The organism is Paeniglutamicibacter sulfureus (assembly GCF_030512175.1).
Classification (GTDB): Bacteria; Actinomycetota; Actinomycetes; order Actinomycetales; family Micrococcaceae; genus Paeniglutamicibacter; species Paeniglutamicibacter sulfureus.
Window position 1 is genome coordinate 1975167 of record NZ_JAULBL010000002.1, and the last position, 14647, is coordinate 1989813.

The following is a 14647-nucleotide window of genomic DNA, read 5'->3' on the forward strand; positions in this document are numbered from 1 at the left end:
GGCACATCGGAAAACACTGTGAAGTCCTCGGTGGTCCGGCGCCGACGACGCCCGGTCCTGCAAGGGGCTTGTAGGCTGGAGGATGCCACGTCGCAAGGTGCACACCCCCCCTGCGCCGCGAGCGCGAACACGAGCAATGAAAGAGGGAGTCGTGCCAGCAGTGCATGAAGGACCAGGACCGGAGCACGGCCGGCACACCGACGTGGCCCCGGCAGCACACCCGGACCCGGACGGCGCCGACCACCGGCCGCTGACCCACCGCTGGCCGGCAACCGATCCCGGCCAGGGCCTGCTGCGCCACAAGCGCGCGGGGGCCGGCTGGCTCGCCATGGTGATCATCGCGGCGGCCACGCTGCTGCCCACTCACTTCGTGGTCGAATCCGCGGGTCCGGCGCTGAACACCATCGGCAGCGTGGAGGGCACCAGGCTGCTCGACATCAGCGGGGCCACGACCTACCCCACCTCCGGGCAATTGGACATGACCACTGTGTACGTCCAGGGCGGGGGGCAACAGCGGTTGCCGTTCTTCAGCGTGCTGTGGGGCTGGATCAACCCGGACGAGGACGTGGTGCCCGAGGAGACAGTGCTGCCGCGCGGCACCACCACGACCGAGCAGAGCGAACAAAACACCCTGATGATGGACGATTCGCAGCAGCTCTCCACCGCCGCGGCCCTGCACGAGCTGGAGATCCCCTACTCCAGCCACCTGGGCGTGGTCGGGTTCGCCACCGAGCGGAATTCCGGTGCCCTGAAGGTCTCGGACCGGCTCGAGACCATCAACGGCCAGGAAATCACCGACCTTGAATCGCTGAAGAAACAGCTCGACGCGGCGGGGGAGTCGCCCAGCAGGTTGGGCATCACCCGCGACGGCAAGCCGATGACGGTCACGGTGGGCACCGACGCCGGACCGGCGGGCCAGCGGCAGCTGGGGATCTTGCTCTCGGGCAGCTTCGATTTCCCGCTGGAGGTGAAGTTCGGGCTGGAAAACGTCGGCGGTCCCAGTGCCGGCATGATGTTCGCCCTGGCGATCGTGGACCAGCTGACCGAAGGTGAAATGACCGGGGGCAAGCACTTTGCCGGCACCGGCGCCATCACCGCCGAAGGAATGGTCGAACCCATCGGCGGGATCGCGCAAAAGCTCGTCGGCGCCAAGGACCAGGGGGCCGAGTACTTCCTGGCCCCGGCGGAGAACTGTGCCGATGTCGCAGGCCGGGTCCCCGACGGGCTCGATGTCATCAAGGTAGCCACCCTTGCCGAGGCCCGGGCGGCCGTGGAGGGGATCGCCGCGGGCCAGGACCCCGCCGCGTTCCCTTCCTGCGGATAATCGGCACCCGGGCCCGCGGCTGCGATGCGCCTCGGTGCGGGTCACAATCACCTCACATTTCCGCGACATCATCCTTAGGGGTGCTTCGCCGGGCGCCGATGCAAGGCAGAATGGGAACAAAGACACATTTCAGGCGCGTTTCCCGCGCGCCGAACGTTCCAATGGTGAGGTAAAAATTGAGTTTTGGCACTGGCAGTCCCTTTGAGGGCCCCCCGCGGGGCCCCGAAGGACGACCCGACCCGCAGCCCCGTCAGCGACGCCCATCCCCGCTGATGCCCACGATCATCGTCATCGGTATCCTTGTTGCCGTTTTCGTGTTCGTCTCCAGCGTCTACGCGGATGTGCTCTGGTACAACCAGCTCGGCTTCGAGCGCGTGTTCTGGACCGAGTACCTGTCCAAGGCCGCGATCTTCATCGTGGCATTCCTGCTCATGGCCTTCGCGATCTGGATCTCCCTGCGCCTGGCCTACCGTTCGCGGCCGGTCTACGCGCCGGACGGGCAGCGCCAGGACGCGATGTCCAAGTACCAGTCGCAGCTTGAGCCCATGCGCCGCCTGCTGATGATCGGTGTCCCGGTCGTCATCGGCGTCTTCGCCGCCACCGCGGTGACCTCGCAGTGGCAAGAGGTGCTGCTCTTCTTCAACCAGGTCGACTTCAACGAGGCCGACCCGCAGTTCGGCATGGACCTGTCGTTCTACATGTTCTCGCTGCCGTTCATCGGCCTGCTCAACGGGTACCTGATCTCGGTCGTGCTCATTGCCGGGATCGCCGGCCTGCTCACCCACTACCTCTACGGCGGAATCCGCGTTGAGGAGCGCGGCGGCATTGTCATCGGCAAGCCCGCACGCATCCACATTGCCGTCTTCGCCGTCGGCTTCCTGCTGCTGCAGGCAGTGAACTTCTGGGTCGACCGCTACTCCACGCTGCTCTCGCAAAACGGCCGCGTTGCCGGTGCCCTGTACACCGATGTGCATGCCGTCATCCCGACCAAGACCATCCTGGCCATCGCCGCGGTGCTGGTGGCGATCACCTTCATCGTCGCTGCCATCATGGGCCGCTGGCGCCTGCCGATCATCGGCACCGCCATGTTGCTGGTGACGGTCATCATCGCCGGCGGCATCTACCCGTTCATCGTTCAGCAGTACCAGGTCATTCCCTCGGAAAAGACGCTGGAACGCGAGTTCATCCAAAAGAACATCGACATGACGCGCAAGGCCTACGGGCTGGACTCGGTGGACGAAACCGACTACGACGTCGAGTTGAACCCGCAGAAGAACGCCTTGGCCCAGGACCGGGCCACCACCACCAACATCCGCCTGCTGGACCCGAACCTGGTCTCGGCCGCGTTCGACCAGCTCCAGCAGTTCCGTACCTACTACAAGTTCACCCCGACGCTGAACGTGGACAGGTACGAAATCGACGGCACCGTCGAGGACACCGTGATCGGCGTGCGCGAAGTGAACGTCGACCCGACCGACACCTGGGTCAACCAGCACATCACCTACACCCACGGCTACGGCCTGGTGGCAGCCTTCGGCAACCGCGTTGCCGCCGGCGGGCGCCCGGACTTCATGCTCTCCGGCATCCCCACCCAGGGCGTGCTGGCCAGCGACGAGACCTACGAGCCGCGGATCTACTTCGGCGAGATGTCCCCTGACTACTCGATCGTCGGGGGACCCGACGACTGGGAACCGCGCGAGCTTGACCGGCCGGCCTCCGGCTCGGGCAGCCAGGACACCCGCAACACCTTTGACGGCGACGGTGGACCGGCGGTCGGAAACTTCTTCAACCGCCTGGTCTACTCGCTGAAGTTCGCCTCGACCGACCTGTTGCTCTCCGACGCGATCAACTCGGACTCCCAGATCCTCTACGACCGCAACCCGAAGCAGCGCGTGGAGAAGGTCGCCCCGTACCTGACCGTGGACTCCAACGCCTACCCGGCGATCGTCGACGGGCGGGTGCAGTGGATCGTCGATGCCTACACCACTTCGAAGAACTACCCGTACTCCAAGCAGCAGGCACTGGATTCGGCGGTCACCGACTCGTTGACCGGCGGCACCCGTGCGGTGTCCCAGACCGGGCAGATCAACTACATCCGCAACTCGGTCAAGGCCACTGTCGACGCCTACGACGGCTCGGTCACGCTGTACGCCTGGGAGCCGGAAGAGCCACTGCTGCAGGCATGGCAGAAGGTCTTCCCGACGAACATCAAGTCCTACAAGGACATGTCCGCCGAGCTGATGAGCCACGTGCGCTACCCCGAGGACCTGTTCAAGGTGCAGCGCGAACTGCTCGCCACCTACCACGTGACTGATCCGGGGGGCTTCTACGACGCCAACGATGCCTGGTCGGTCCCTTCCGATCCGACGCAGTCCAACGCCAGCATCAAGCAGCCCCCGTACTACCTGTCGCTGCGGATGCCGGGACAGGACAAGGAAGCCTTCTCGTTGACGTCGACCTTCATCCCGCAGACCGCCTCCGGGGGACAGCAGCGCAACGTGCTCTTCGGCTTCCTGTCCGCGGAAGCCGATGCCGGCACCGAGGCGGGAGTAAAGGCCGAGGGCTACGGCAAGCTTCGGTTGCTTGCCATTCCGCGCGAGCTCTCCGTGCCCGGCCCCGGCCAGGCACAGCAGAACTTCGACTCCAACGCCACCGTGTCGCAGGCGCTCAACCTGCTGCGCCAGGGCGCCTCGGAAGTCAAGAACGGCAACCTGCTCTCGCTGCCGGTTGGCGGCGGCATCCTTTACGTCCAGCCGGTCTACGTGCAGTCCTCCGGGCAGACTTCCTACCCGACATTGCGCAAGGTACTGGTTGCCTTCGGCGACAGGGTCGGATTCGCGGACACCCTTGGCGAGGCACTTGACCAGGTGTTCGAGGGAACCTCGGGCGCCGTCACCAGCGAAAACGGTGATGGTGAAGGCAACGGCGAGGAACCCGGAACTCCTCCGGCGACCCAGACCGCCGAGCAGCAGCTCAGCGCGGCACTGCAGGCCGCCAACGCTGCCATCACCGCCGGCCAGGCCGCGCTTGCCGAGGGTGACTTCGCCAAGTACGGCGAGGAGCAGGCCAAGCTGCAGGATGCGCTCGAGCGCGCCACCGAGGCACAGGATGCACTGACAGGTGCCGCGGCACCGACGGATGCACCCGCTACCGATGCACCCGCTCCCGAGGCCCCGGCCTCAGAGACCCCCGCGCCGTAAGGCGAAGGGATCTATCCGCATCAAGGTGTCGCCTTGCCACGTATGTGAGCAGGGCGACACCTCCAGGATTTGCTTACTGTTCACCCAATCGGCGATGATTGTTATATCGCCGCGGGGTGGAGCAGTTCGGTAGCTCGCCGGGCTCATAACCCGGAGGTCACAGGTTCAAATCCTGTCCCCGCCACGAATGAAGGACCCCGACCAGGGAAACCCGGTCGGGGTCCTTTACTCTTTCCTGATGGGTGTCGCTGGTGGAAGTTAATTTCATTGAAGTTGTTCCCCGATGCAGAAAAACGTTCCTGCGTCGCTGGCGTGGGTCGAACATGCTGACTGGAATGTCAACCATCGACGAATCCACGGCTCGATTAGGCGTGAGGGGAGCGCGCTGGTATCGTTGTATTTACCGACGCGGGGTGGAGCAGTTCGGTAGCTCGCCGGGCTCATAACCCGGAGGTCACAGGTTCAAATCCTGTCCCCGCCACAAAGAAACGATCCGTGGTCCTGATTCAGGACCACGGATCGTTTGGTTTAACAGCAAGTGCCGAAGCCCCGCGGACACACTGGCCTGTCGGTCCGAAGCAGGTGTTCTAGCTGAATGACCAGGCAGTCAGTTATTCGTCGCTGAGGGTTGAAGTTTCCTCGAAGTGATGGCCGGGGTGCGATGCTTCCGAAGTAGCGAATTCGAGTCTACGGCTCGCCTGTGAGGGTCGCCCGCCAGCAAAGAGAACGCCGGGCAATCGTGCTTCCCGATTCATTTGCATGACGAGACGGAACACTAGTGGTCGTGACTCTCTGCAAGCGGTCCGACTTGCGCCCCTTGAGCCGGATATGAACGGCGTTTGTGTCTGATGATACGAACTCAGGGCGCCTCTCGGGCCCCTCCCCGAGGTTCATTCGTTGTTTCCGGGCCGTGTTCCGGCGATCACATCTTGGGTCTGGTCGACGATTTGTATTTATTGGAAATGCAGTCTGACATGGCGTTTTGCCTTCCCGTCGGTCCGACGCAATAGACTTGGCTGGTAAATGGTCAGCTCGGCGTAAGTCGGGCTTTGTCGAGTCCATCTGAGGTAGGGCCAACATGCCGGAGCAGCCAACGTCGAAAAACGGTGTGCCAGCGAAGAACACCGTCCCAGTTGACGTCGTGAGCGATGCGATCGGTGGGACGCCCGGGGCCGCAAAGGAAGCGGTAGCCGCTTCGCCAAGCTCCCTTGCACGTTCTCCCAAGCCCGGACCGCCCAAGAAAAACCAAGTCACGCCCGACAACGTGCAAAAAGTTTCCAAGGGCAAGCCCGGCGGAAAAAATAACTCCAAATCTGGAGCAGGAATAGACGGGCCTTCCCCGCGATTTGTGGCGAGCCCTGCCAAGCCCGTCGTTGACTCAATTAGCAAGACCAAGTCCGCCGTTGCAGTACCTGCTCCGGGTCCGGCGAGGACGGTGGCTTCGGCCAAGTCCGCCGGTGCCGTGCCTGCTCCGGGTCCGGCAAAGACGGTGGCTTCGGCCAAGTCCGCCGGTGCCGTACCTGTTCCGGGTCCGGCGAGGACGGTGGCTTCGGCCAAGTCCACTGGTGCCGTACCCGCTCCGGGCCCGGCCAAGCCGGTTTCGCCCGCTGCTCGGCAATCCGTTTCATCAACGGCCAAAACCCCGAATTCGTCTTCCGCGAAGCCCGGCGTCCGGCAGGTTCCCACCAAAGCCGTGGCGGGCGAGAAGAAGCCCTTCGTTGCTGCTGGCCCGGTCAAGAAGACGCCCGTTGGATCTCCGGCGCTTGCCAATCGACCTGACGCTCCGAACGAACCAAAGAAGAATGAGGTTGCCGGGCCCCTAAAGCCCGGGACGTCTCCTGCCGCGACATCCGGCACTCTCCCGATTGCCAAGCCCGCACAAGCAGCACAGGACGCTGGAAAAGCCACGGCACGGGATTCCTCGGTGGGCAACCGGCCCGCCGTCTCCCTTGAGGGTGCTAAATTGACCAGCGCTCCGGTGAAAACGGTTGGCGCGCCGACGGCCAAGCCTGGCGTTGTGGCCAAGGAAAAGAACACCGAAACAGCAAACGAAGCGTTAAACCAACCAGAATTCGAAATAGCGGCCCGCACGGTCTCTAAATCCACAAAATCTGGAAGCGCATCTCCCGCGGCACCCGAGGCCGGTGGAAGCAACCCGGAATTCCCAGGTGCCAGGCCGGACTCGACAGCACCCGCCACCTCGGATACCTCGAAAACGGCCAAGACGACAACTGCCGATGAGGCGGTTATTGAAGCAGCCGGTGCCGAGGAACCGACGAACCGCGAGCCGGCCGCCGAGCGCGATGAGTCGAATTCGTGGCCCGCCGAGGTCAACGAGAACGTTGGACCAGCCGACTCGTCGAGGCCAGCAGAAGAGTCCACGATTTCCGATGCGGATGCAGGCCAGGACCGTGCCGGAGCCGGCGGCGGCATCATGATGGCGCTGATGATCGTTTCGTTCATCCTGGAAGTCGCGCTATTGGGCGCACTGGGCATCTGGGCCATGACGATGCTGCCCTTCAGCCCCCTCGTGGCCGTCATCATCGCAGTGCTGCCCGTATTCATTTTCTGGGCACTCTTCATGTCGCCAAAGGCAAACTTGCGATTGCCACAGCCATACCACGCGGTAGTGGCCCACCTGCTCTTTGCCACGGGTGCCGGATTGCTCGCCATTGCCGGTCAGCCGGTGCTGGCCGTGTGCATGGGTGTACTGACGGCTATCAGCCTGGCATTGACGGTGGCTGTCCGGGGCCAGAACGTGGAGAGTCGCAAGAAGGCTACCGGCCGCCGCGCTGCGCGCTAATGTGTGTGGCTCCGGCTAGGACCTCCGCGGAGAGTCCCGGTAGGGTTGCACAGTGGGGTTCAGGGCAGCAACGTCGCCGCGAGTCCTCCGAACACACCGGCTGCAAGCCCGGCACCGAAGGTCAGGCCCAGGTAGGAGACGGCCATGGCGCGGTTGCCAGAGCGCCACAACGACACCGCGGCCACCATGAAGGTGCTCATGGTGCTCAAGCCGCCGCCAATGCCCAGGATCAATGCCATGACCAGTAAGCCCGGTACCCAGGACAGGCTGCCCGCGGCCCAGTCAACCCCGTGGTTGTTCGCCCAGGAAGACGCGGCACCCACCAGGAAACATGCTGCGGTGTTTGCGGCCAAGATGCCCAGTGGGAAGATCCCGCCGCCGGACCCGGCCCTGCGATGCTGGGCGCCGGAGACGGAAATGTCCAGTACGTAGCGACCCAGGGCACCGATGGCGCCAGCCAGCGCAATGACCAGGAATCCGCCCATGCCCCATGAGCTCATGGTGCACCCCCGCAGTCCTGATCCGCGTCGGGTGGCGATGCCTGAACCGCCTGTGCCGACTTTTGGCGGGCAACCAGGGCGCGCTCGACCCACCACATCGATGCCCATGCGGCAGCAGCACAGAGTGCCAGGGATGCGACCAGATCCAGCGCGGCCCGGGCCGGGGTGGAACCCAGCGCAAAAAGGACCAGCGCCGAAAAGGTGGTGAAGGCCCCAAGGAATCCGGTGCCGACCCCAGCGCGCAGCCAACCTGGAGCGCGGCGGGTGATCTGCCAGTAACTGGTCAGCGCAGCCAAGGCAGCGGTGCCGGCGACGTTGATGGCCAAGGTAGTGGCCGGGAAGCCCGGGGCATCAGGGAACCAGAGTCCAAGCCCCACGCGCAGGGCTGCACCGCAGAAACCGCCCACGGCCACGGCAACCAGGTTTACTCCGTGGGCGCGCGACGTCGACTCGGCTGGCCTTGTGGTGCCCACGCCGGTTGGTCCGTTCGGTGCGCCCACGTCAGGTTCCCGTTCCTCGGCGGCTATGCACCATGGGGTGCCGGAAGCACCCACAGCATGGTCGCGTCGATGTTGCTGAGCTCCGGGTGGGGCAACACGATGGTGCTGCCGGGGGAGATGCCCAAATCGGTGCACCGACGCAGCAGCTCCGGATCTTCGTCGCTGATTCGGCACAGGATCGCCAGGGTCGGGGATCCGTTCGCCTCGAAGCGGTCGAGCCGGATGGCCGGCGGCATCTCCAGGGTGCCGTCGGGGCCGGGGATCGGGTCGCCGTGCGGATCCGCTGCCGGGTGCCCCAGCCGCGCGGCCAGGGCCTCGATGAAGCGGGTGGAAACGGTGTGCTCGAGCAGTTCGGCCTCCTCATGCACCTCGTCCCAGCCGTAGTCGAGCTCATCGAGCAGGAACGTCTCAATCAGGCGGTGCCGGCGCACCACGCTCAACGCAGCCAGGCGGCCCGAATCGGTGAACGTGATGGCCCCGTAGCGCGGGTGGACCATCAGGCCCTTGCCGGCGAGCTTGGACACCATCGCGGTGGCCGAAGCCGGGGCAACTCCTAGCTGTGCGGCAATGGTGCCGGTGGTGACCGGGTCGTCTTCCCACTCGGTCAGCGAATAGAGCGCCTTGAGGTAGTTTTCCTCGCTGGAGGTCAGGCGTGTCGGGAGCATCAGCGGCCCAGGTTCAGGATTTCCAGTGCGGCGTCGTGGACCAGGCCGTTGCTGGCCACGGCGTTTCCACCGTTGCAGCCCTCAACGCCCTCGACTGAGGTGAAGCGGCCGCCGGCCTCGCGGATAATGGGCACCAGTGCGGCCATGTCGTAGAGGTTCAGTTCGGGTTCGCAGGCCAGGTCGACGGCGCCCTCGGCCACCATGCAATAGGACCAGAAGTCGCCATAGGCGCGCGTGCGCCACAGGGCGTCGGTGAGGTTGAGCATGTTCTGCAGCTGGTCGCGCTCCTTCCAGCCGGAGAGCGAGGAATACGACAGCGAGGCGTCCTCGAGCTTGGCCACCGAGGAGACTTTCAGCTTGTGGGCACTGGCCATGGAGCGGCCGGTGTAGGCGCCCATGTCCTTGGCCGCCCACCAGCGCCGGTTCAGCGCCGGTGCGGAGACCAGGCCGACGACGGGCTCACCGTCGTCGATCAACGCGATCAGCGTGGCCCACACCGGGACACCGCGCACGAAGTTCTTGGTCCCGTCAATGGGGTCGATGACCCAGTGCCGGGTGGACTTGCCGGTGGTGCCGAATTCCTCGCCGGTGATGGCGTCGCGCGGCCGGGCACGGGAGATGTGCGACCGGATGGCTTCCTCCGCCGCCTTGTCGGCATCCGAGACCGGGGTCAAATCGGGCTTGGTCTCCACCACCAGGTCCACGGCGTTGAAGCGCGAAAGGGTCAGGGCGTCGACCGAGTCGGCAATGACGTGGGCCAGGCGCAGGTCATCGTTGTAGGTCATGACATCGGTTTTCATACCCTCAAACCTATCCCACGAGGCGGCGGCAGCACTGCAAGATGTCGGTACGGCGGCGTCACGTGATGCCCGGCCGCACCGTGGTGTGGGCTGGGGCACCATCGGGCCCGCGCTGCTAGGCGGTGCCCAGTTCCTTGGCCTCTGCGGTTTCGTCCTGTCCGAGCAACCGGCGGAAGGATTCGAGCCGGGCGATGCCCACCGGGCCCGCTTCCCCGGAGGCGACCCACGCATCGAGGGCGCACTGCGGCTCGGCGGCCTTGTGGGTGCAGCCGCGGGCGCACTTGTTGGCGATCGGGACCAGGTCGTCGAAGGCGTTGAGGATGTTTTCCGGGTCCACCAGCGCGAGCCCGAAGGAGCGGATGCCGGGGGTGTCGATGATCCAGGAACCGGCCGGCGCGTCGTCGATGCGCAGTGCCAGCGCGGAGGAAGAGGTGTGTCGGCCGCGGCCGGTGACGGCGTTGACGTTGCCGGTGGCCCGCTGCGCCCCGGTGAGGGCGTTGACCAGGGTGGACTTGCCCACGCCCGAGTGCCCGATGACCACCGAGACCTTGGAGGCCAGATGCTCGCGCAATTCCTCCACCGGGGTGCCGGCCAGGCGTGCCGAGAGCCCGTCGGCCGAGCGTGCGTCGATGCCGGTGGCCGATTCGTCGGTGGTGCGCGAGACGACGATGTCGATGTCCAGGTGCCGGTAGTTCTCCAGGAACGGCTCGGGGTCGCGCACATCGGCCTTGGTGATGCACAGCAGCGGATGGATCCCCGCGTCGAAGGCGGCGACGATGGCCCTGTCGATGAATCCGGTGCGTGGCTCCGGGTTCGCTGCCGCCACCACGATGACCAGCTGGTCCACGTTGGCCACCACGACTCGCTCCACCGGATCGGTGTCATCGGCGCTGCGGCGCAGCAGGGTGCTGCGGTCCTCGATGCGCACCAGCCGAGCCAGCGTGTCGGGCTCCCCGGAGGTGTCGCCCACCAGCGCCACGAAATCCCCTGGCACCACCGGGTTGCGGCGCAACTCGCGGGCGCGGGCGGCAATCACGATCCGCTCCTCGGGGGTGTCCTCGTCGAGGATGGCCCGGTAGCGGCCGCGGTCCACCGTGATGATCCGGCCGATGAGCGCATCCTCGTAGGCGGGGCGGTCCTTGGTGCGGGGGCGTGATCCCTTTTTGTTGGGGCGGATGCGGACATCCGATTCATCCCATTCCCGTGCGTTGCGTGTCATGTGCTTAGCGTGAGGCCTTCCCGCTGGCGGCCAGCGTGGTCCAAAGTGTGGGGAAATCGGGCATGGTCTTGGCGGTGGTCGCGATGTCAACGACCTCCACCCCGGGAACCGCCAGGCCGATGATGGCACCGGCGGTGGCCATGCGGTGGTCGGCATAGGTGGCGAAGCTGCCGCCGTGCAAGGGGGCGGGTTCGATGAGCAGTCCGTCCTCCAGCTCGGTGACCCTGCCGCCGAGGTTGTTGATCTCGGTGGCGAGCGCGGCGAGCCTGTCGGTCTCGTGCCCGCGCAGGTGCGCGATGCCGGTCAGCCGGGACGTGCCGGTCGCCAGAGCGCAGATGGCCGCCAGCGTCGGGGCGAGTTCGGACGAGTCGGCATAGTCGATGCCCGAAATCTCTGCGGGACCCGTGAGCTGGAGCGTGCCGTCCTGGTGGTGCGTGATGCGCGCGCCCATGCGGGTGAGGATGGTGCGCCACTGGTCCCCGACCTGGGTGGTGGTGCTTGGCCAGTGCGGGATGCGCACGGTGCCGCCGGTGACCATGGCCGCTGCCAGGAACGGCCCGGCGTTGGAGAGATCCGGTTCCATGGTGCGTTCGAAGGCGCGGATCCTGCCGGGTTCGACCCTCCAGCTGCGCTCGTCGGGGCGGGTGATGACGACGCCGAGCTCGCGCAGGGTCTGCACCGTCATCTCGATGTGGTCCGGGCTGGCGATGCGTCCCTCCGCGGCGACGATCTCCACCCCGTGCGTGGTGCGTGGGGCCACCAGCATCAAGGCGCTGATGAACTGCGAGGAACCGGAGGCGTCGATTTCGATGCGCCCGCCTGCCAGGGATCCGGTGCCGTTGACCGTTGCCGGAAGCAGCCCGGGTTCCCCGTGCCCGGTGACCTGGACCCCGAGGTCGGAAAGGGCGGTGAGCACCGGGGCCATCGGGCGCAGGCGCGCGTGCGGGTCCCCGTCGAAGGTGAAGGAGCCGCGCGCCAGTGCCGCCAGCGGCGGGACGAAGCGCATGACGGTTCCGGCCAGGCCGCAGTCGATGTCGACCTGGCCCATCTGCGCCTCCAGGTCCATCGGGGTGATACGCAGCTGGACGGTGCCGTCGGGGGAGTCGACGCTTTCGATGCCGGTGCCCAGGGCGCGCAGGGCGGCGATCATCAGGTCCGAGTCGCGGGAGGCCAGCGCGTTGGAAATGCGCGAGGGCCCGTCGGCCAGGGCGGCGAGCAGCAAGTACCTGTTGGTCAACGACTTGGACGCCGGGACGATGACGGTGCCGTCAACGGGTTGTGCGGGGTGCGGGGCGTCCCACGTGGTGTCCATGGTGTCTTGGTTGCTCAACGGCTGCCTCCGGGTGTCAAGGGTGGGGGGTGTGCCGCGGGACGGGCGGCGGTGATTGGGGGAGTGGGAATGTGGGTGTCATGGTCGGTGGCGGCGCCGTTGCCGCCGATCGTTGTTTGACGGCCGTGTGCCGCCAAAAGCTTGCTCATCGGGTGCAGGCATTCGGTGCGGTGCGCGGCACCGGGGCCGTGCGCCGGGAAAATGCTTTCCCCCGTGGCCCCAATTCTAGCCGCAGGAGGCTACCGCCGGTGGAATAGAGTCGCGCCCTTGCGTGTTACCTCCTATGTGGCACGTTTGCTGCGTTGCGGAACGCAGAGGGCGGTGTCATGGGCAAGAGAACCAACCATGGCAAGAAGCGGAGGACTTATGGGAGTACTGCTGGCGGAATCCCCGGCCCCGAGCGAACCCCGGCTGCGCGTAGACTTGGCCGTGATGACCGAGAATATACAGGGCACCGACACTGTACCGGTAGCCAATGAGACCGAAGCACAACGGCGCGAGCGCTTCGAACGCGACGCGCTGCAATATGTCGACCAGCTCTACTCCGCGGCGATGCGCATGGCGCGCAACCCCACGGACGCCGAGGACCTGGTCCAGGAGGCCTACACCAAGGCGTATTCGGCCTTCCACCAGTACAAGCCCGGGACGAACCTAAAGGCCTGGCTGTACCGGATCCTGACCAACACGTACATCAACCTCTACCGCAAGCGTCAACGCGAGCCATTGCGCACCGGGACCGACACCGTCGAGGACTGGCAAATGGCCAAGGCCGCGGAGCACACCCCGGCCGGGCTGCGTTCGGCCGAGGTCGAGGCCCTTGACCACCTGCCGGACTCGGACGTGAAGAACGCGTTGCAGTCGATTGCCGAGGAGTTCCGGTTGGCGGTGTACTTCGTGGACGTCGAAGGTTTCCCCTACAAGGATGCCGCCGAGATCCTCGGTGTACCGATCGGCACGGTGATGTCACGGCTACACAGGGGCCGTAAACAATTGCGAGAATTGCTCGCCGACTACGCGCACGAACGCGGCATCGGTGCAGCACCAAAGACACAAGGGGCACCCACGCCCGGAGCGGAGAAGAAATAATGGGTGACTGCCATTCGCTGGGCGACTGCGACGACAATCGCATCGTCCGCCTCTACGAGTACCTTGACGGTGCGCTGTCGCTGAAGGATCTCAACGAGGTCAAGGCACACCTGGAGCATTGTGAGGAATGCGCCGAGGAGTACGACTTGGAGTGCATCATCCGCTCCGTTGTGCGCCGCAGCTGCCAGGAAATCGCGCCCGACACGTTGAAGTCGAAGATCATCACGCGGATTTCCGAGATCCGCGTGGAATCCGGCCACGCCTAGGGGCTACTGGCCCGTCCGACACACGTCAAAAGGGCCGGACCCCGGTTCGCCATCTTTCGATGGTTCCGGGGTCCGGCCCTTTCGCAGTTAACATTCCTGCCCGGTTTTCACCGGGCCGGAGGCAGCTGTTTAGGTGTTGGGGCGCTTGCCGTGGTTGGCGCCGCCGCGCTTGCGATCCTTACGCTTACGTGATCGTTTGCTCATGTGAGGACTCCTTTGTGATCTTGGTCCCAGGTTGGACTTCGTCCAGTCTGCCACACCCGCGAACCCGGACCCAACAACCGGTGCCGTCGCCGCGGGAAAATCTCAGCTGGCGCCGGGTTCCGGCAGCCCCAGCCAGGTGTACCAGCCGCGGTGCAGCACCAGCCAGGCCATCAGCCCGTAGCCTGCCTGCCCTGGCAACCCGCCGTTCACCGACAGGTCATTGCGCCACTGCGCGTGGTTCTGCAGCGGGGTGAAGGTGTCGACGTAATGGTGCTTGCGGCGCGTGGCCACGTCCGCGTACACGTGGGAGAGCTCGGCGAGGCGGGCGTTGCGCTCGGGATCCAGTCCCGGGGCCGGGCCCACGACCAGGGCCTTGATGCTCATTTGCGAGGCGGAATCCAGGATGTTGGCCAGGTTCAGCCGGCTGCGCGCGGTGGACAGGCCCAGGTCCAGGTCCCGGTCCGAAAGCGCGATAATCAGGCGGTTGTCGACGTTGTCGCCGAAACGGCGTGACGCCTCGTCGAACCAGCGGGTGCTCAGGGCCTCGGATCCCTCTCCGGGGGCAGCGAGCGTGTAGCTCTCGATGCGGACGTCGGTGTTCGAGGTGCGTGCCAGCACCCGGCCGTACCAGCCCAGGGCCCGCGGGTCCCCGTGTCCGGCCAGGAGCTCGTCGCCGATGGCGGTAAGTCGAATAGTGCGGTAATCCACGAATGACCTTTCTCAGGGCGCGTACCAAACAACACTAGCAGT

General features: G+C 65.6%; 13 protein-coding genes and 2 tRNA genes. 7 read left to right on the top strand and 8 right to left on the bottom strand.

Going from position 1 to position 14647, the window contains the following annotated elements; translation table 11 throughout:
- Positions 1-151 precede the first annotated feature (151 nt).
- The 5 genes from Q2T94_RS15735 to Q2T94_RS15755 all read left to right on the top strand — a co-directional run bounded on the left by Q2T94_RS15735 (position 152) and on the right by Q2T94_RS15755 (position 7327).
- Positions 152-1324 carry a YlbL family protein gene (locus Q2T94_RS15735; protein WP_302265627.1) on the top strand — a complete coding sequence of 391 codons (1173 nt, stop codon included), beginning with the start codon at positions 152-154 and terminating at the stop codon, positions 1322-1324.
- A 272-nt stretch (positions 1325-1596) separates the two neighbouring features.
- On the top strand, positions 1597-4524 hold the full coding sequence (locus Q2T94_RS15740) for a UPF0182 family membrane protein (RefSeq protein ID WP_264269223.1): 2928 nt from the start codon (positions 1597-1599) through the stop codon (positions 4522-4524).
- 110 nt (positions 4525-4634) lie between these two features.
- Positions 4635-4708: transfer RNA gene (locus Q2T94_RS15745), tRNA-Met, on the top strand.
- A gap of 223 nt (positions 4709-4931) precedes the next feature.
- Positions 4932-5005, top strand: a tRNA-Met gene (locus tag Q2T94_RS15750).
- 1482 nt (positions 5006-6487) lie between these two features.
- Positions 6488-7327 (top strand): DUF2568 domain-containing protein, encoded by an 840-nt coding sequence (locus tag Q2T94_RS15755; RefSeq protein WP_302265630.1) that lies wholly within the window; start codon positions 6488-6490, stop codon positions 7325-7327.
- Positions 7328-7386: 59 nt separating this feature from the next.
- On the opposite strand, the gene Q2T94_RS15760 is transcribed toward Q2T94_RS15755, so the two are convergent.
- The 6 genes from Q2T94_RS15760 to aroA all read right to left on the bottom strand — a co-directional run bounded on the left by Q2T94_RS15760 (position 7387) and on the right by aroA (position 12341).
- A complete protein-coding gene (locus tag Q2T94_RS15760; protein WP_302265631.1) occupies positions 7387-7827 on the bottom strand; it encodes a fluoride efflux transporter FluC in 441 nt (146 codons plus the stop codon).
- Positions 7824-8327 carry a fluoride efflux transporter FluC gene (locus Q2T94_RS15765; RefSeq protein ID WP_302265633.1) on the bottom strand — a complete coding sequence of 168 codons (504 nt, stop codon included), beginning with the start codon at positions 8325-8327 and terminating at the stop codon, positions 7824-7826. The genes Q2T94_RS15760 and Q2T94_RS15765 overlap by 4 nt, the downstream gene beginning before the upstream one ends.
- A gap of 23 nt (positions 8328-8350) precedes the next feature.
- Positions 8351-8992 carry a metal-dependent transcriptional regulator gene (locus Q2T94_RS15770; protein WP_302265635.1) on the bottom strand — a complete coding sequence of 214 codons (642 nt, stop codon included), beginning with the start codon at positions 8990-8992 and terminating at the stop codon, positions 8351-8353.
- Positions 8992-9792: a histidinol-phosphatase gene (hisN, locus tag Q2T94_RS15775; protein ID WP_264269228.1), complete on the bottom strand. Its 801-nt coding sequence runs from the start codon at positions 9790-9792 to the stop codon at positions 8992-8994. The genes Q2T94_RS15770 and hisN overlap by 1 nt, the downstream gene beginning before the upstream one ends.
- A 115-nt stretch (positions 9793-9907) precedes the next feature.
- Entirely contained in the window at positions 9908-11011 is a 1104-nt protein-coding gene (rsgA, locus tag Q2T94_RS15780; protein WP_264269229.1) for a ribosome small subunit-dependent GTPase A, read from the bottom strand.
- A 4-nt stretch (positions 11012-11015) separates the two neighbouring features.
- A complete protein-coding gene (gene aroA, locus Q2T94_RS15785) occupies positions 11016-12341 on the bottom strand; it encodes a 3-phosphoshikimate 1-carboxyvinyltransferase (RefSeq protein WP_302265638.1) in 1326 nt (441 codons plus the stop codon).
- A gap of 432 nt (positions 12342-12773) precedes the next feature.
- Between aroA and Q2T94_RS15790 the strand changes: the two genes are divergently transcribed.
- Positions 12774-13427: a sigma-70 family RNA polymerase sigma factor gene (locus Q2T94_RS15790; RefSeq protein ID WP_264269231.1), complete on the top strand. Its 654-nt coding sequence runs from the start codon at positions 12774-12776 to the stop codon at positions 13425-13427.
- Complete coding sequence (gene rsrA / locus Q2T94_RS15795) at positions 13427-13693, top strand: mycothiol system anti-sigma-R factor (protein WP_264269232.1); 267 nt, start codon at positions 13427-13429, stop codon at positions 13691-13693. The genes Q2T94_RS15790 and rsrA overlap by 1 nt, the downstream gene beginning before the upstream one ends.
- 129 nt (positions 13694-13822) lie before the next feature.
- Here rsrA and Q2T94_RS20665 read toward each other — a convergent pair whose 3' ends face one another.
- Together Q2T94_RS20665 and Q2T94_RS15800 are read right to left on the bottom strand one after the other, a co-directional pair.
- A complete protein-coding gene (locus Q2T94_RS20665; RefSeq protein ID WP_372342882.1) occupies positions 13823-13897 on the bottom strand; it encodes a 50S ribosomal protein bL37 in 75 nt (24 codons plus the stop codon).
- A 102-nt stretch (positions 13898-13999) separates the two neighbouring features.
- Positions 14000-14605, bottom strand: a complete 606-nt coding sequence (locus Q2T94_RS15800; RefSeq protein WP_264269233.1) for a GDSL-type esterase/lipase family protein — start codon at positions 14603-14605, stop codon at positions 14000-14002.
- Positions 14606-14647: the final 42 nt, after the last annotated feature.